This is a genomic window from Helicobacter pylori, assembly GCA_008032935.1.
Taxonomy (GTDB): domain Bacteria; phylum Campylobacterota; class Campylobacteria; order Campylobacterales; family Helicobacteraceae; genus Helicobacter; species Helicobacter pylori_CX.
This window is the reverse complement of record CP032039.1, coordinates 1465336-1482425: the sequence shown is the minus strand read 5'-3', so window position 1 is coordinate 1482425 and position 17090 is coordinate 1465336. Positions and strand designations below refer to the sequence as shown.

Below are 17090 nucleotides of genomic sequence, written 5' to 3'. Positions count from 1 at the left end.
AATAAAGGGAGAAGCGTCATGCTAGGAAGTTTCAAAAAAGCGATTTTTAGAGTTTTGTGCTTGGGTTTATTGGGGGGGTTAATGGCAGAGCCAAACCCTGAAGAGCTTTTTGATCAGGGCAAAGAGATTCTTGATTTTGCCGTGAGTGGTGGGGGTGGTGCATTTAGAGGAGATAGTCTTGAGGCTAAGAAGTATTATATTCAAGCTAAGGAATACTTTGAAAAAGCTTGTAATTTAAACTATGCTAAGGGGTGTGTTAGTCTAGGGGGTTTATATGAGGGTGAAAATCTGGTAATTAGGAGAGAACCTAGGTTAAAAAAGCGTTTGGAAAAAGCCATTCAATACTACTCTAAAGCGTGTGATTTAAAAGATGGTGAAGGGTGTTTTAATTTAGGGTATATATATGAACTAAATGGGTATGGAGTAGAAAAAAACTCAATAAAAGCCGCTTACTTTTACTCTAAAGCATGCAAACTAGGATTTCAAAAGACATGCGAGATACTCAAAGAATTGAAATAGGGGACAAAAAGCATGCGATAGTCTCATCTAGAAACTATCCCGCAAAAGCCCTATTTTAGGGGGTTAGAGCATCGCCAAAATGCCCCTTATTCTTTTAAGAAAATATTTTTACTAGGGAGTTTTAATCTTTTTTTGGTATTCTTTTAGGGGTCATTAGTCTTAAAAACTCTTTAAAAACGGATAATAATGAAAATCATGCATCAAGTTAGGGATTTTTTAGATTCTTGCAAACAAACGATCCACAAAAATTCTAGTGAAGTCTTTCAAAAAACCAAACGAGCGCTTTTTAAAGAAAAATCTCAAAAAATCAGGGAGCAAGCGGTTAAAATCGTAGAAAAACGCTTGATAAAAGAGAACATGCAACTGAGCGATTTTAATGAAGAAGAATTAAAAATCATGTTTGAAGCTGAAGAAAAAAGGTTGTTAGAGCAAATCCACGCTAAAGAATTGAAAGAAAAACAAGAAAAAACCACCAAGCATTTTAAAGAAGTTTGGGAAAAGGGCGAGAATGAGCAAGAAAAATAGCGTAATTTCTGGTTTGATGAATTTTTTTAGCGAAAAGAATGAACGCTGGCTGTTAGCCCACAGGCACACGAGAGGGTTTGTGATAGTGGCGTGGCTTTTTAGGTTTAAAAGCATTGCGTTTTCTATTTTGATCACTCTGTTGGTTATTTTAGTGGATATTTGGGTTTATAGCGATGTGCGCCAGTTTTTATTGGACACTTCTAGCTCGTTTGTTTGGCTTTTGATCGCTTTACTAATCAAGTGGGGCGTGATTGTTTTTAGTGTGCGTAAATGCTATAAGTTCAGCCAAAAAATGTTTGCAATCATTCAAAGAAAAAGACAGATTAGAGAGAATTTGAAAAACCGCTCCAACTACAAAGACACCAAAAATGCGGAAAAACTCTCTAGCATCGCTGAAGAGATTATTTCAAAAAAACAAGAAGAATTACAGAGCAAAGAAACCCCAGAGGGTAAGCATGATGGAGAGAGACTCTCTAGCGTTACTGAAGAAATCATTTCAAAAAAACTAGAAGAATTGAAAGCTAAGAATAATAAAGGCAGCTAAAAGGGTGTTGGACGCTTTATCTTAGCAAATTGATCTTAGCGGCGTCGTTTTTGATAGTGGATTCAGAGGGGTTTTCGCCTTCTATTTATACCGACAAGACGGAGCATCCCACGATTGGCTATGGCTATAATTTGAGCGTTTATTCTTATGAGGGTAAGCGTATCACCAAAGCGTATGGGCTTTTAACTGACATATTAAAAGAGAATTATAAGGCTCTCCTCTCTTATGGGTGGTATAAAAATTTGGACGCAATGAGGAGAATGGTCATCTTGGATTTGAGCTACAATTTAGGCTTGAACGGACTGCTCAAATTCAAGCAATTCATCAAGGCCATAGAGGATAAAAATTATGCTTTGGCTGTGGAGAGACTGCAAAAAAGCCCGTATTTCAATCAAGTGAAAAAAAGAGCGTCAAGGAATATGGAAATTTTGAAATTGGGGGGTTGCGAAAAACATTGTAAGAAAAAATACACGATAGAAAAGGTGATCAAAGAGGTGGGGCTTGAGCTCAAATCAAAGTCAGTCATGCCGTATTTTTTCAACGAATACGATCTGACCAAAAACGCCAACAGAGAAGAGCCTGAGAGATTGAGAAGCTAAATAATATCTATTTTGATGAAAACCCCTAAGGGGCGAGAAATTTTGAAAGAATATTTGAACGAGGGCTGTATTTTGCTTGGGGAATAAGGAATATTGTCATGCTAAAGAATTTCAAAAAGGCCTTTTTAGGGCTTTGTGCTTGGGTGCGTTGTGTTTATTGGGGGAGTGGTGTAGTAATTTAGGGAGGCTTTAAAAAAGCAAGGGAGCGGAAATGTTAAAAATAAGGGCTTGATGCGAGTAGGCCAAAAATCATGTTAAAACACCCAGTCTTAACTTTTGTAAAGGAATGGATTTGAGAATCAATCTTAAAATTTTGCTTTTTCTCTCTCTAAAAAGCCAAGTGGTAGCGTTTGGGTTGTTAAAACGCTCTTGAAAGGGTGAGCGTGGAATTTGCTTCTATCGTTTGGTTGCTCATAGTCAATATTCTGATTTTTATTCTCATGCTGGTGGATAAAAATTCGGCTGAGCAAAAAATGTGGCGTATTCCTGAAAAAGCTTTGTGGGCTTTATCGCTCCTTGGCGGGTCTGTCGGGTTTTTGGTCGCTATGGTTGTGTCCCACCATAAGATCTTAAAGCTTAAGTTTAAATACGGCGTTTCGCTCATTTGCTTGATAGAGAGCGCGATCCTTTACTTTGTCAGCAAGGATCTTTTTTGGATAGTAGTGCTAACGATATTCTCACTATCTTTGATACTGGTAGCGTTTAAGATCTTCCTCCTTAAAGACAACCCTAACAAACGCTTCAAAAACAACAAGGGGGATAAAAGATAATGTCTTATTTTTTTAAAATCATTCTGGGCACAAGCGTGATCGTGGGGGTGTTGTTGGTCTTATGGCGTTTGACTTACGATAAGTCCTGTTTCTCGTTGGTCTTTGTGCTGCTGATACTAGGGATTGTCGCTTACAGCTATATTTCTTTAAAAATGCATCAGAGGAAGTGCTTCGCCAAGTGTTTCGTGAATAGCGAATCCTTCTTATCCAAGATGCTACACTCCCCAATAATGGTGTCTTGCTTTTATTATATTTTTTCAATTTTCACATCCATATCCATCGCTTATAGCGTGCTGGACTATAATTGGATGATGTGGGGGATTGTTTTTTGCACTATCGTTGTTTGCGCTACGGTGTTTGGCGTGTTTGAAGAGATGCTTAAGAGTATCATCAAAGAAGATTATTTGATGCTGATGTCTAGAGAAGTGAGCGCTTTTGTGGGGACTCTTTTCTTCATTGGCTTGAGTTGCTATGCGATCTATCATGGCAACATGCCCGATTATTTGAAACCAGCTTTGATAGACACTATTAAGGCAGCGAGTGATTCCGCTTATTCAAATTGTGATTATACGAGTTATGTTTTAGAATTTAAAAAAATGTTAGAGGGGGTTACTTGGTGGGGCATGTGCAAAGCAGAGAGCATGGGCTTAAATAAGGGGTTTATGGTTGCGGGCTGGGTAGCGTTTATCATCTATAACGCTCTTAGTGGGATAGCCATCAGTAGGTTGAGCGCTCAAATCATTTATTGTTTATCAAAATGTATTAGGGGTGAGTGTGGAAAATGATGTTAAAGAAGATCTAGAGCAAGCAAGACCAAAGCTAGAACTAAAAAAACAAAAGCAAGAGCTAGAAAAGCTAACACAAGAAAAAGAACAAGAAATTAAAAAAAAAAGGAAGAAAGAAAGTATATTTACATTCTTTTAGGAATTATTTAGGAATTATTATTGTTTTATCCATACTTTATACTATTTTAAGTAGCATCCCATATAATGAACCCAGTCAAGCGATCAAAACAGCTCGCACAAAAACAATCATCGAAACTTTTCCAGATCTAATATCAGATCTAATAAAAAATAATTTTGATAGCCACCAACAAGAAATAAGCGATTTGCTGAGTAGCAGTAAGGATAAAATGCATAGCAAGGTGGACGCTCAAATAGACAATCTTTTTGATCCAATAGAAAACAATGTGGATAAGTTCTTAGACTGGCACTACTCTCTCAAGGGAAATTATAGCGAGTTTGCCCTTTTTGTAGCTAAAAAGATCGGCTTGAGCGCCGAAGACGCATTATTCAATAAATTACAGGAAAAACTTTTAGGGGCTGATTACAAACAACGATTAAAAACGATGACAGACAACATTTCTGATGCTTTTATAAGCTTGTTGCGCCAGCACAAAAAGGATACAGAAAAGATTGCCACACAAGGAGTGGCTGGTATTTCTCAAGTTGCGGAATCTTTAAAAAATATTGATGACAGAATAGAAAGAGATTTGAACTTAAAAATGGGTTTCGCAGCGACAATAGGGGCAACGGCTAGTGTGCGTGCTAGTGCACTTATGAAAAGGCTAGCCCCAAAGCTTGTGAAAAGGCTTGGCACTAAATTAGGGGCTAAATTCCTCGCAAAGATTGGCATAGCCGTGGGTGGCGTCTTATCAGCTCTTGGGACTGATGTGGCTTTTAATTATATTGATGAATGGCTCCACAGAGACGAATTCAAAAAAGAAATTTTGAACAACATCAACGAAGCGAAAGAAAACCTCAAAAACAGCTACAAACAGCAATTTAACGATAGCTTTGTTAAAATCAGCCAAGAATTTCAAGAGAGTTACAAAAACGCTCCTATGGTGGAGAAAAAAATCATTAAAGAGCATATAGACGATCTCAACCAAACCCCAGAAGAGGACAACTAAAAGATCAATCAATAAAAGAGCGGTAGATCTTTTAGAAACGGCATGAAGCGTTCGGGCATTGGGGAAGCGATTTTGTAGATCGCTCCTTTAAATTCAAACTCTAAACTAGCGGCATGGAGCATGAGGGTTGGGGCGTTATTTTCACGCTTTAATTGAAGGTATTCTCTAGCGTTTTCATCTATCACCCCATAAAGCCCCTCACCCACGATCCTATGATTTATACTGCTTAAATGCAAGCGGATCTGGTGTGTGCGCCCGGTAAGTGGGGTTATTTTAAGCAAGCTTATATCCAAAAAAGGGTTATAGCTTAAAGGCTCAACAAGGGTAATTGAAGGCTTGCCTAAAGGAGAAATTTTAGATCGAATGCGCAAATCTTTTTGAATGTTTTGTGGCGTTAGAATGGGTTTGTCTATTTTCATGCTTTTTTCAACCAACCCATGCGCTAGCGCTAAATAAGTTTTTTTTACTTTTTTTTGCATGAAAAGTGCTTTTAAATCCTTAACGCTTTGTAAGGTCTTGCCCGCTAAAACCAACCCGCTCGTTTCATAGTCCAGTCTGTGGGCTGGGTGGGCGTTTTTGCTAAAATGCGATTGGATGCAATCTAATAAGCTTTCATGGTAAAAATAGCCTTTAGGGTGGGTATAGACTTGAGCGGGTTTGTCAAACACGCCAAAATCTTTCGTTTCAAAAACAAGTTTTTCTTGTTTTTCATTAGGCTTGAAATGAATCAAGCGAACGACCCCTTGAATGATTTGAGATTTACGCACGGCTTGTTGGTTTTGTTTCAGGCGTTGTTTGTCAAGGTGCCGTTGGGCTTCTTTTAAAGAGCATTTTAAAACATCGCGCACCAAAAACAAGGCTTTGGTGGGTTTTAAAATTTCAAATTCTTCTTCAACAAAAGGCACTACAACAAACTTTTAACAAACATTTTAGGCTCATTAGAACACTCATCTAATTCCACGCTAAAAAGCACGCTCACCTTTTCGCCCGCTTTCAAAAACCGCTCAGCGTTAAAATAAATCGCCTCTTTAACGCATTCTTTATCCTTAAAACGCAAAACCTGGTGGCTTTCTTTAATGATTTTTTCTTCTATGACTTCTAAATTTTTTGCTTGGAATAGGGGTTCAGGGTTTTCTTGCCCATAAGGTTCGCCCGCTTCTATAATCTCTAAAAGCTCTCTGTCAATGTCTTTTAATTTGAGCGTTAAAGGGGGTTCTTTTTCACAAAAAGGCAAGACTTTAAAATCAAAATTTTCTAAAGTTTCAAAGAGCGAGACGATATTGTTTTTTCCAATGCTCAACCCGCACGCTTGCCTATGCCCTCCATAGCCGAGCAATAAAGAAGAAACCCCATTCAAAGCGTCAATGAGATCAATGTTTGGAGAGCTACGCCCACTCCCCTTATACACCCCTTCTTTAAAGGTAAAAACCAGGCTTGGCTTTTGAGTGGCTTCCACTAATTTTGAAGCCACGATCCCCAGCACGCCCTCATGCCAATTGTCCTTAAAAGCGACGATGATTTTTTCTCCAACCATCGCATGCTTAAAAGCTTCTTCAAAAACCTGCTGTTGGATCATTTTACGCTTCAAATTGCATGCTTTCAAGCGTTCATACAAAGAATAGCCATCTTGAAAATTATTCGCGCTTAAAAAATCTAAAGCCATTTTAGCGTCTTGCATGCGCCCTGCGGAGTTGATTAAAGGGGCGATATTAAAAGAAATATCGCTCGCTTTTAAAGAGCGTTTTCTAAAAACTTCTCTTTGGCGCAAAAACCCCATCGCCCCTAAGGATTCTTTTTGCAAAAAATACAAGGCTTTAGAAACTAAAAAGCGGTTAAAAAAAGTCAAAGGCATCATGTCAGCAATAGTCGCCACGCCCGCTAAGCATAGCAACTCACTAGAATGGCTTTTTTCTTTTCCTAAAAGCTGGTGGATTCCATAGCACAAATAAAACGCTACTAACGCCCCGCACACTTCCTTTTGGATAAAATCACAATCCGGTTGCTTGGGGTTGATCACCGCATAAGCGTCTGGGACTTCATCATTATTTAAGCAATGGTGATCGGTGATGATAAGGGTGTAATTTTTTTCTTTGCAAAATCGCGCGGCTTCAAAGGCGTTAATCCCGTTATCCACCGTGATGATTAAAGGGGCGTGGTGTTTTTCTAAAAATTTTTTAGAAATCCCATAGCCATCCATGAAGCGATTAGGGATTGCAATGCGGACATGCTTATAGTTCAGGCTTTCAAAAAATTTTGCCATGATAGTAGAGCTAATCACGCCGTCAGCGTCATAATCGCCCACCACTAAAATTTCTGTGTTTGCGCGTATGGCTTCTATGATTTTGAGCGCGGCTTTTTTCAAGTCTTTAAATAAAAAGGGGCTAGGAAACCCTTTTTCATTATAAGCGATAGAAGCCACTCGCTCTTTGATTTGAGCTTTAAGCTTTTGTTTCATTCTTTAGATTAGGATTTAGAAAGAGCGTTCTTAATGAAATCCAAAATAATAGGGTTAGGGCTTTGCAACCTGGAGGTGAATTCCGGGTGGAATTGCACCCCCACAAAGAACGGGTGTTCTTCTAATTCAATCGCTTCAATCAAATGATTCGCTCCAAAACCCACCACTTTCAAGCCCTTATTTTCCCACTCTTGGCGGTATTTGGGGTTGATTTCATAACGATGGCGGTGTCTTTCTTTAATATTGGGCTTTTTATAGGCTTTTTCTAGTAAGCTGTTTGGCATGATTTCGCATTCGTATTCGCCTAATCGCATGGTGCCTCCTAAAGGCGAGTTATAGGTGCGCACCTGTTTTTGGTGGTTTTGATCCATAAAATCTTCAATCAAATACACCACAGGGTATTCGCAGCGTTGGTTAAATTCCGTAGAGTTAGCCCCTTTTAAACCTAAAACATTGCGGCAAAATTCAACGATCGCTAATTGCATGCCCAAACAAATCCCTAAAAAGGGGAGTTTTTCCACCCTAGCTCTTTGAATGGCGCAAATTTTGCCCTCAATCCCCCTTTCTCCAAAGCCTCCAGGCACTAAAATCGCATCAACGCCCTCTAAATCCGTCTTTTCATTAAAATTCTCGCTATCCAGCCATTCAATATTGACTTGCGTATCCAGATGCGCACCCGCATGGATTAAGGCTTCAATCAAGGATTTATAAGATTCTTTCAAGCTTAAATACTTGCCCACAAAACCAATTTTAACTTTGTGTTTAGGAGCGATAATCTTTTCTACTAAAGTGTTCCAAGCCGCCATTTTGGGGTGTAGTTTATTCAAATTAAAGCGTCTGGCAATGGGGGTTAAAATGCCTTCTTGCAAGAAAAGAATGGGGCATGCGTAAATGCTTTTAGTGTCTGTGGCGACAATCACGCTGTCTTGCTCCACATCGCAACTCAAAGCGATCTTTTTTTTCAATTCTTTATCCAAAGGCTTAGGCGATCGTGCCAAAATGATTTGAGGGGTTACGCCAAGGCGCCTTAATTCCTGGACAGAATGTTGCGTGGGTTTGGTTTTTAATTCGTTAGTGGTTTGGATATAGGGGATCAGGGTTACATGCACATTGATGACTTTTTCATTCCCTAATTCCAGTTTAAGCTGGCGGATCGCTTCCAAATAAAACATGCCCTCCATATCGCCCACGGTTCCGCCCACTTCCACGATTAAAAAATCCAACCCCTTAGCCGCGCTTTTAATGCGCCTTTTGATTTCATCGGTTACATGGGGGACGATTTGAATGGTTTTGCCTAAATATTCCCCTTTCCTTTCATTTTCTATCACGCTTGAAAAAATCTGCCCGGTAGTGAAATTATTCAACCTTGTTAAATTCCTGTTCAAAAAGCGTTCATAATGCCCAATGTCTAAATCCGTTTCAGCGCCATCGCTAGTTACAAACACTTCCCCATGCTCTAAAGGGCTCATGGTGCCTGGATCAATATTGATATAAGGGTCAATCTTCAAAATAGAAACCTGGTAATTGCAATGCTGTAAAAGCGTAGCGATTGAAGAAGATGAAATCCCTTTCCCTAGAGAGCTTAACACGCCCCCTGTAACGAATATAAATTTGGCTCTATCCATTATGTCGTGTTCCTTTGATTTTTACTTCTCACATTGTAGTCTAAAAAGGGTTAAAAAGCTTTAAAAGAGAGTAAAAATTAAAGCGGTTTCAAAAAAAAAAAAAAACAATTTCAGTTTCTTATTAGTTAGGTTTGATTAAAATAAAAAGCTTTTATGCGTTTAAACTTCATTGTCTTAAATTTTTTAAGAGCGATTTTAAAATTCGTTGGCGTATAATATCCAATTTGAATGAACTGACTAAAAGGGTTTTAAATAATGGCCGAAAATTCTTTCAAAAATGTTTCCACACAACCCAAACCATTTTTCTTATTACCAGTTAAAACCCTGTTTCTTTTAGGAGGCGTTTTTAGCGCATTTTTTATCCTTATTGTTGGCTTGGTTTTTTTTGATTACGCCAATTCAATGGATAATGCCATTTTTAGCTTGATGCGTTCAAATTCTTCTAACCCTATTTTAGATCAAACGCTCCGACGCGTTGTTTTTTTAGGCTCTTCTCAATTCGTGTTGCCTTTGAGCTTGTTGGTGGGGGTGTTTTTAAGCCTTTATCGCAGAAATTTAGTGCTTGGGGTGTGGTTTGTGTTGAGCGTGATCTTATTTGAAGCCCTTTTAGAATCTTTAAAACACCTTTTTTTGCATTCTGTTCAATGGCTTTCGCACAGCGCTAATTTCCCTAGTGCTATTGCACTTTCTTTAACGCTATTTTATGGGTTGCTTGTTTTATTGATACCCCATTTGATCACGCATCAAATATTTCAAAACATTCTTTCTTATAGTTTATTTGGTTTGATTTTTTTAATAGGCTTAGCGCTCATTGTTTTAGGGGTGTCTTTTAGCAGTGTTTTAGGAGGGTTTTGTTTAGGGGCGTTAGGGGCTTGTTTTTCCATAGGGATTTATTTGAGCGTGTTCCAAAAGATCTAAGCGAACGGCTTAAAAGAATGAAAATTTTATCAAGGTTTTAATATTGGATTTAAAGATATTATTGCAACGGATTGTTGATTTTTTCATCAAGCTCAATAAAAAGCAAAAAATCGCCCTGATCGCAGCGGGGGTTTTAATCACGGCTTTGCTTGTGTTTTTATTGCTCTATCCCTTTAAAGAAAAAGACTACGCGCAAGGGGGCTATGGGGTTTTATTTGAAGGATTAGACTCTAGCGATAACGCTTTAATCTTACAACACCTCCAACAAAACCAGATCCCTTATAAAGTCTCAAGAGATGACACCATTCTTATCCCTAGAGATAAAGTGTATGAAGAAAGGATCACTCTGGCTTCTCAAGGGATCCCTAAAACGAGTAAAGTGGGCTTTGAAATCTTTGACACTAAAGACTTTGGGGCGACTGATTTTGATCAAAATATCAAACTCATTCGCGCCATTGAGGGGGAATTGTCGCGCACGATTGAAAGTTTAAACCCCATTTTGAAAGCCAATGTGCATATTGCAATCCCTAAAGACAGCGTGTTTGTGGCTAAAGAAGTCCCTCCTAGCGCTTCGGTGATGCTCAAGCTTAAGCCTGACATGAAGCTTTCACCCACTCAAATTTTAGGGATCAAAAATTTAATCGCTGCAGCTGTGCCTAAACTCACGATAGAAAATGTGAAAATCGTGAATGAAAACGGCGAATCAATAGGCGAGGGCGATATATTAGAAAACTCCAAAGAATTAGCCCTAGAGCAATTGCATTACAAACAAAATTTTGAAAACATTTTAGAAAATAAGATTGTCAATATCTTAGCCCCTATTGTGGGGGGTAAAAACAAGGTGGTCGCAAGGGTCAATGCGGAGTTTGATTTCAGCCAAAAGAAAAGCACCAAAGAGACTTTTGATCCCAATAATGTCGTAAGGAGCGAGCAAAATTTAGAAGAAAAAAAAGAAGGCGCTTCTAAAAAACAAGTTGGCGGTGTGCCTGGGGTTGTGAGCAATATCGGGCCTGTGCAAGGATTGAAAGACAATAAAGAGCCAGAAAAATACGAAAAGTCTCAAAACACGACCAATTATGAAGTGGGTAAAACCATTAGCGAGATCAAGGGCGAGTTTGGCACTTTAGTGCGTTTGAATGCGGCGGTTGTGGTGGATGGCAAGTATAAAATCGCGCTCAAAGATGGGGCAAATACTTTAGAATACGAGCCTTTGAGCGATGAATCGCTTAAAAAAATCAACGCTTTAGTCAAACAAGCCATTGGTTATAATCAAAATAGAGGCGATGATGTGGCGGTGAGTAATTTTGAGTTTAACCCTATGGCGCCTATGATTGACAACGCCACTTTGAGCGAAAAAATCATGCACAAAACTCAAAAAATCTTAGGTTCATTCACGCCTTTAATCAAGTATATTTTGGTGTTTATAGTGCTATTTATTTTCTATAAAAAAGTGATTGTGCCTTTCAGCGAACGCATGCTAGAAGTGGTGCCTGATGAAGATAAGGAAGTGAAATCCATGTTTGAAGAAATGGACGAAGAAGAAGATGAATTGAACAAACTCGGCGATTTGAGGAAAAAAGTAGAAGATCAATTAGGGCTTAATGCAACCTTTAGCGAAGAAGAAGTAAGATACGAAATCATTTTAGAAAAGATTAGAGGGACCCTTAAAGAACGCCCTGATGAAATCGCCACGCTCTTTAAACTCTTAATCAAAGATGAAATCTCTTCAGACAGCGCGAAAGGTTAAAAGATAGAAGGTTAAAAATGGCAACCAAGCTTACCCCCAAACAAAAGGCTCAATTAGACGAACTTTCCATGAGTGAAAAAATCGCTATTTTACTCATTCAAGTGGGCGAAGACACCACAGGCGAGATTTTAAGGCATTTAGACATTGACTCCATTACAGAGATTTCTAAGCAAATCGTGCAATTAAACGGCACAGACAAGCAGATCGGTGCGGCGGTTTTAGAGGAATTTTTTGCGATTTTTCAGTCTAACCAATACATCAATACCGGCGGTTTAGAATACGCCAGAGAGCTTTTAACCAGGACTTTAGGGAGCGAAGAAGCCAGAAAAGTGATGGACAAACTCACTAAAAGCTTGCAAACGCAAAAAAACTTCGCTTATTTAGGCAAAATCAAGCCCCAACAACTCGCTGATTTCATCATTAACGAACACCCTCAAACCATTGCCTTGATTTTAGCCCACATGGAAGCCCCTAATGCGGCTGAGACTTTGAGCTATTTCCCTGATGAAATGAAAGCCGAGATTTCTATTAGAATGGCGAATTTAGGCGAAATATCGCCCCAAGTGGTTAAAAGGGTTTCCACGGTGTTAGAAAACAAACTAGAATCGCTCACTAGCTATAAAATTGAAGTGGGTGGTTTAAGAGCGGTGGCTGAAATCTTTAACCGCTTAGGCCAAAAGAGCGCTAAAACCACGCTCGCTCGCATTGAAAGCGTGGATAACAAGCTCGCCGGTGCGATTAAAGAGATGATGTTCACTTTTGAAGACATATCCAAACTAGACAATTTCGCTATCAGAGAGATTTTGAAAGTAGCGGATAAAAAAGATTTGTCTTTAGCGTTAAAAACTTCTACCCAAGATTTAACCGATAAATTCTTAAACAACATGAGCAGCAGGGCAGCAGAGCAGTTTGTAGAAGAAATGCAATATTTAGGGGCAGTCAAAATCAAAGATGTGGATGTGGCCCAAAGGAAAATCATTGAAATCGTGCAGAGCTTGCAAGAAAAAGGCGTGATCCAAACCGGTGAAGAGGAAGATGTCATTGAATAGCCGTAAAAACTTGATCCAAAAAGATCATTTGAATAAGCATGACATTCAAAAATACGAATTTAAGAGCATGGCAAACTTACCCCCTAAAACTAATCCTAATGGCGCGTCTTTAGAAACGCCTAACCACCCGCAAGAGCCTTTGGAAAAAAAAGCGATAGAAAACGATTTGATTGATTGCTTATTAAAAAAAACCGATGAGCTTTCAAGCCATTTAGTGAAATTGCAAATGCAATTTGAAAAAGCCCAAGAAGAGAGCAAGGTTTTGATTGAAAACGCTAAAAACGATGGCTATAAAATCGGCTTTAAAGAGGGCGAAGAAAAAATGCGTAACGAGCTCACCCACAGCGTGAATGAAGAAAAAAACCAGCTTTTGCATGCGATCACGGCTTTAGATGAAAAAATGAAAAAATCACAAGATCATTTAATGGCTTTGGAAAAGGAACTGAGCGCGATTGCAATAGATATCGCTAAAGAAGTGATCCTTAAGGAAGTGGAAGACAACAGCCAGAAAGTGGCCCTTGCTTTGGCTGAAGAGCTTTTAAAAAACGTTTTAGACGCAACGGATATTCATTTAAAAGTCAATCCCTTGGATTACCCTTATTTAAACGAGCGTTTGCAAAACGCTTCTAAAATCAAATTAGAGAGCAATGAGGCTATTTCTAAAGGAGGCGTTATGATCACTAGCTCTAACGGGAGCCTTGATGGGAATTTGATGGAGCGCTTTAAAACGCTCAAAGAAAGCGTGTTGGAAAATTTTAAGGTGTGATTTTGCAAAATAAAACTTTTGATTTAAACCCTAATGATATTGCAGGCTTGGAGTTGGTGTGTCAAACGCTACGGAATCGTATTTTAGAAGTGGTGAGCGCTAATGGGGGGCATTTAAGCTCTTCTTTAGGGGCTGTGGAGCTGATTGTAGGCATGCATGCCCTATTTGATTGCCAAAAAAACCCTTTTATTTTTGACACTTCGCACCAGGCTTACGCTCACAAGCTCTTAACCGGGCGTTTTGAAAGCTTTAGCACTTTAAGGCAGTTTCAAGGTTTGAGCGGCTTTACTAAACCCAGCGAGAGTGCATACGATTATTTCATTGCCGGGCATAGCTCCACTTCGGTGTCTATAGGCGTGGGGGTGGCTAAAGCTTTTTGTTTGAAACAAGCGTTAGGCATGCCTATCGCTTTATTAGGCGATGGGAGTATTAGTGCGGGGATTTTTTATGAAGCCTTAAACGAACTGGGCGATAGGAAATACCCCATGATCATGATTTTAAACGATAATGAAATGAGTATCAGCACGCCTATTGGCGCTTTATCCAAAGCCCTTAGCCAGCTGATGAAAGGCCCGTTTTATCAGTCTTTCCGCTCTAAAGTTAAAAAAATCTTAAGCACCTTACCTGAAAGCGTGAATTACTTAGCGAGCCGTTTTGAAGAATCTTTCAAGCTCATCACCCCGGGCGTGTTTTTTGAAGAACTAGGCATTAACTATATAGGGCCTATTAACGGGCATGATTTGAATGCGATTATTGAAACCTTGAAATTAGCCAAAGAGCTTAAAGAACCGGTGCTAATCCATGCGCAAACCTTAAAAGGTAAAGGCTATAAGATCGCTGAAGGGCGCTATGAAAAATGGCATGGGGTGGGGCCTTTTGATTTGGATACCGGCTTGTCTAAAAAATCCAAAAGCACGATTCTATCGCCCACTGAAGCGTATTCTAACACCCTTTTAGAATTGGCCAAGAAAGATGAAAAAATCGTAGGCGTAACCGCAGCGATGCCTAGCGGCACAGGATTAGACAAACTCATTGACGCTTACCCTTTGCGCTTTTTTGATGTCGCTATCGCTGAACAACACGCCCTGACTTCTAGTAGCGCTATGGCTAAAGAGGGGTTTAAACCTTTTGTGAGCATCTATTCTACTTTTTTGCAACGCGCTTATGATTCCATTGTGCATGACGCTTGCATTTCTAGCTTACCGATTAAATTAGCCATTGATAGGGCCGGGATTGTGGGCGAAGATGGCGAGACGCACCAAGGGCTTTTAGACGTGTCGTATTTGCGCTCTATCCCTAACATGGTCATTTTTGCCCCACGAGATAATGAGACTTTAAAAAACGCCGTGCATTTTGCTAATGAACACCATTCAAGCCCTTGCGCGTTCCGCTACCCTAGGGGGTCGTTTGCGTTAAAAGAGGGGGTTTTTGAGCCTAGCGGTTTTGTTTTAGGGCAAAGCGAATTATTGAAAAAAGAGGGCGAAATTTTACTCATTGGCTATGGTAATGGCGTGGGGCGGGCGCATTTAGTCCAACTGGCTTTAAAGGAAAAAAACATAGAGTGCGCGCTGTTGGATCTCAGGTTTTTAAAGCCCTTAGATCCAAATTTAAGCGCCATCATTGCCCCTTATCAAAAGCTCTATGTTTTTAGCGATAATTACAAGCTTGGGGGGGTGGCTAGCGCGATTTTAGAGTTTTTGAGCGAACAAAATATTTTAAAGCCTGTTAAAAGCTTTGAAATCATTGATGAATTTATCATGCATGGGAACACCGCTTTAGTGGAAAAATCCTTAGGCTTAGACACAGAGAGTTTGACTGATGCTATTTTAAAAGATTTAGGACAAGAGAGATGAAAACAAAAGCGCCAATGAAAAATATCCGCAATTTTTCCATTATCGCTCACATTGACCATGGCAAAAGCACTTTAGCGGATTGTTTGATTTCTGAATGCAACGCTATCAGTAACAGAGAAATGAAGAGCCAAGTGATGGACACGATGGATATTGAAAAAGAAAGGGGCATTACGATTAAGGCTCAAAGCGTGCGCTTAAATTACACTTTTAAGGGGGAGGATTATGTTTTAAACCTCATTGACACCCCAGGGCATGTGGATTTTAGCTATGAAGTGTCTCGCTCTTTGTGTTCGTGCGAAGGGGCGTTATTGGTGGTGGATGCCACTCAAGGCGTGGAAGCGCAAACCATTGCAAACACTTATATCGCTTTAGATAACAATTTAGAAATTTTACCGGTGATCAATAAAATTGATTTGCCTAATGCGAATGTTTTAGAAGTCAAACAGGATATAGAAGACACGATAGGGATTGATTGCTCCAATGCTAATGAAGTGAGCGCTAAAGCTAAGCTAGGCATTAAAGATTTGTTAGAAAAAATCATTACCACCATTCCTGCCCCTAGCGGTGATTTTAACGCTCCCTTAAAAGCGCTCATTTATGATTCATGGTTTGACAATTATTTAGGGGCGCTAGCGTTGGTGCGTATCATGGATGGGAGCATCAATACCGAGCAAGAAATTTTAGTGATGGGAACGGGTAAAAAACATGGCGTTTTAGGGCTATACTACCCTAACCCTTTGAAAAAAATCCCCACTAAGAGTTTAGAATGCGGCGAGATTGGCATTGTGAGTTTGGGGTTAAAGAGCGTTACTGATATTGCGGTGGGTGATACGCTCACAGACGCTAAAAACCCTACCCCTAAACCCATTGAAGGCTTTATGCCGGCTAAACCCTTTGTTTTTGCGGGGCTTTACCCTATAGAAACGGACCGGTTTGAAGATTTAAGAGAAGCGTTATTGAAACTCCAGCTTAACGATTGTGCTTTGAATTTTGAGCCTGAAAGCTCTGTGGCGCTTGGCTTTGGCTTTAGGGTGGGCTTTTTAGGGTTATTGCACATGGAAGTGATCAAAGAAAGGCTAGAGAGAGAATTTGGCCTTAACTTAATCGCTACCGCTCCCACGGTGGTGTATGAAGTGCATTTGACGGATAATAGCATCAAATACGTTCAAAACCCTAGCGAATTGCCCCCTGAAAATCATATCGCTTGCATCAAAGAGCCTTTTGTTAGGGCGACGATCATCACGCCGAGTGAATTTTTGGGTAATTTAATGCAGTTATTGAATAATAAAAGAGGCATTCAAGAAAAAATGGAATATTTGAACCAGTCTCGTGTCATGCTCACTTATTCCTTGCCGAGCAATGAAATTGTGATGGATTTTTATGACAAACTCAAATCTTGCACGAAAGGGTATGCGAGCTTTGATTATGAGCCGATAGAAAACAGAGAGGCTCATTTGGTGAAGTTAGATGTGAGAGTGGCAGGCGATGTGGTGGATGCGCTTTCTATCATTATAGATAAAAACAAGGCGTATGAAAAGGGGCGCGCTTTAGTGGAAACGATGAAAGAGCTTATCCCAAGACAGCTTTTTGAAGTCGCCATCCAAGCGAGCGTGGGGAATAAAATCATCGCCAGGGAGACGATTAAATCTGTCGGTAAGAATGTAACGGCTAAGTGCTATGGGGGCGATATTACACGAAAAAGAAAACTCTTAGAAAAGCAAAAAGAGGGCAAGAAACGCATGAAGGCTATCGGTAAGGTAGAGCTTCCCCAAGAAGCGTTTTTAGCGATATTAAAGATCGATTAGGGC

The 17090-nt window shown here is 39.7% G+C and carries 17 protein-coding genes and 1 pseudogene; 15 read left to right on the top strand and 3 right to left on the bottom strand.

Annotated features, from left to right (window positions below; all coding sequences use genetic code 11):
* Nucleotides 1-18 precede the first annotated feature (18 nt).
* The 8 genes and pseudogenes from D2C78_07315 (at nt 19) to D2C78_07280 (ending at nt 4869) form a co-directional block, all read left to right on the top strand.
* A complete protein-coding gene (locus D2C78_07315) occupies nt 19-519 on the top strand; it encodes a sel1 repeat family protein (GenBank protein QEF35667.1) in 501 nt (166 codons plus the stop codon).
* A 186-nt stretch (nt 520-705) separates the two neighbouring features.
* Nucleotides 706-1044 (top strand): hypothetical protein, encoded by a 339-nt coding sequence (locus tag D2C78_07310; GenBank protein ID QEF35666.1) that lies wholly within the window; start codon nt 706-708, stop codon nt 1042-1044.
* Nucleotides 1028-1588, top strand: coding sequence for a hypothetical protein (locus D2C78_07305; protein ID QEF35665.1), 561 nt, complete (start codon nt 1028-1030; stop codon nt 1586-1588). The genes D2C78_07310 and D2C78_07305 overlap by 17 nt, the downstream gene beginning before the upstream one ends.
* A 56-nt stretch (nt 1589-1644) precedes the next feature.
* Nucleotides 1645-2187: a lysozyme gene (locus D2C78_07300; protein QEF35838.1), complete on the top strand. Its 543-nt coding sequence runs from the start codon at nt 1645-1647 to the stop codon at nt 2185-2187.
* Nucleotides 2188-2263: 76 nt separating this feature from the next.
* Nucleotides 2264-2380, top strand: coding sequence for a hypothetical protein (locus D2C78_07295; GenBank protein ID QEF35664.1), 117 nt, complete (start codon nt 2264-2266; stop codon nt 2378-2380).
* A 184-nt stretch (nt 2381-2564) separates the two neighbouring features.
* A complete protein-coding gene (locus D2C78_07290) occupies nt 2565-2957 on the top strand; it encodes a DUF1294 domain-containing protein (protein ID QEF35663.1) in 393 nt (130 codons plus the stop codon).
* On the top strand, nt 2957-3742 hold the full coding sequence (locus D2C78_07285; GenBank protein QEF35662.1) for a hypothetical protein: 786 nt from the start codon (nt 2957-2959) through the stop codon (nt 3740-3742). The genes D2C78_07290 and D2C78_07285 overlap by 1 nt, the downstream gene beginning before the upstream one ends.
* Nucleotides 3732-4869: pseudogene (locus D2C78_07280) on the top strand (hypothetical protein). The gene D2C78_07285 and the pseudogene D2C78_07280 overlap by 11 nt, the downstream one beginning before the upstream one ends.
* 8 nt (nt 4870-4877) lie before the next feature.
* Here the strand turns inward: D2C78_07280 and D2C78_07275 are convergent.
* Genes D2C78_07275 through pyrG form a run of 3 tightly spaced genes read right to left on the bottom strand, consistent with a single transcriptional unit; the run spans nt 4878 to nt 8949 of the window.
* Nucleotides 4878-5774, bottom strand: a complete 897-nt coding sequence (locus D2C78_07275) for an RluA family pseudouridine synthase (protein QEF35661.1) — start codon at nt 5772-5774, stop codon at nt 4878-4880.
* The gene (gene recJ / locus D2C78_07270; protein ID QEF35660.1) at nt 5774-7324 is read right to left on the bottom strand and encodes a single-stranded-DNA-specific exonuclease RecJ; all 1551 of its coding nucleotides are present in this window, start codon (nt 7322-7324) and stop codon (nt 5774-5776) included. The genes D2C78_07275 and recJ overlap by 1 nt, the downstream gene beginning before the upstream one ends.
* Nucleotides 7325-7332: 8 nt before the next feature.
* Entirely contained in the window at nt 7333-8949 is a 1617-nt protein-coding gene (gene pyrG / locus D2C78_07265; GenBank protein QEF35659.1) for a CTP synthase (glutamine hydrolyzing), read from the bottom strand.
* 131 nt (nt 8950-9080) lie between these two features.
* Here pyrG and D2C78_07260 point away from each other — a divergent pair, with 131 nt between their 5' ends.
* Genes D2C78_07260 through D2C78_07230 form a run of 7 tightly spaced genes read left to right on the top strand, consistent with a single transcriptional unit; the run spans nt 9081 to nt 17087 of the window.
* Nucleotides 9081-9269 carry a hypothetical protein gene (locus D2C78_07260; protein ID QEF35658.1) on the top strand — a complete coding sequence of 63 codons (189 nt, stop codon included), beginning with the start codon at nt 9081-9083 and terminating at the stop codon, nt 9267-9269.
* A complete protein-coding gene (locus D2C78_07255) occupies nt 9205-9867 on the top strand; it encodes a PAP2 family protein (protein QEF35657.1) in 663 nt (220 codons plus the stop codon). Before D2C78_07260 ends, D2C78_07255 begins: the two co-directional genes overlap by 65 nt.
* 43 nt (nt 9868-9910) lie before the next feature.
* Complete coding sequence (gene fliF / locus D2C78_07250) at nt 9911-11614, top strand: flagellar basal body M-ring protein FliF (protein ID QEF35656.1); 1704 nt, start codon at nt 9911-9913, stop codon at nt 11612-11614.
* 17 nt (nt 11615-11631) lie between these two features.
* Nucleotides 11632-12663 carry a flagellar motor switch protein FliG gene (fliG, locus tag D2C78_07245; GenBank protein QEF35655.1) on the top strand — a complete coding sequence of 344 codons (1032 nt, stop codon included), beginning with the start codon at nt 11632-11634 and terminating at the stop codon, nt 12661-12663.
* Nucleotides 12650-13429 carry a flagellar assembly protein FliH gene (gene fliH, locus D2C78_07240; GenBank protein QEF35654.1) on the top strand — a complete coding sequence of 260 codons (780 nt, stop codon included), beginning with the start codon at nt 12650-12652 and terminating at the stop codon, nt 13427-13429. Before fliG ends, fliH begins: the two co-directional genes overlap by 14 nt.
* Entirely contained in the window at nt 13426-15282 is a 1857-nt protein-coding gene (locus D2C78_07235) for a 1-deoxy-D-xylulose-5-phosphate synthase (protein ID QEF35653.1), read from the top strand. The genes fliH and D2C78_07235 overlap by 4 nt, the downstream gene beginning before the upstream one ends.
* Nucleotides 15279-17087 (top strand): elongation factor 4, encoded by a 1809-nt coding sequence (locus tag D2C78_07230; GenBank protein ID QEF35652.1) that lies wholly within the window; start codon nt 15279-15281, stop codon nt 17085-17087. The genes D2C78_07235 and D2C78_07230 overlap by 4 nt, the downstream gene beginning before the upstream one ends.
* Nucleotides 17088-17090 lie beyond the last annotated feature (3 nt).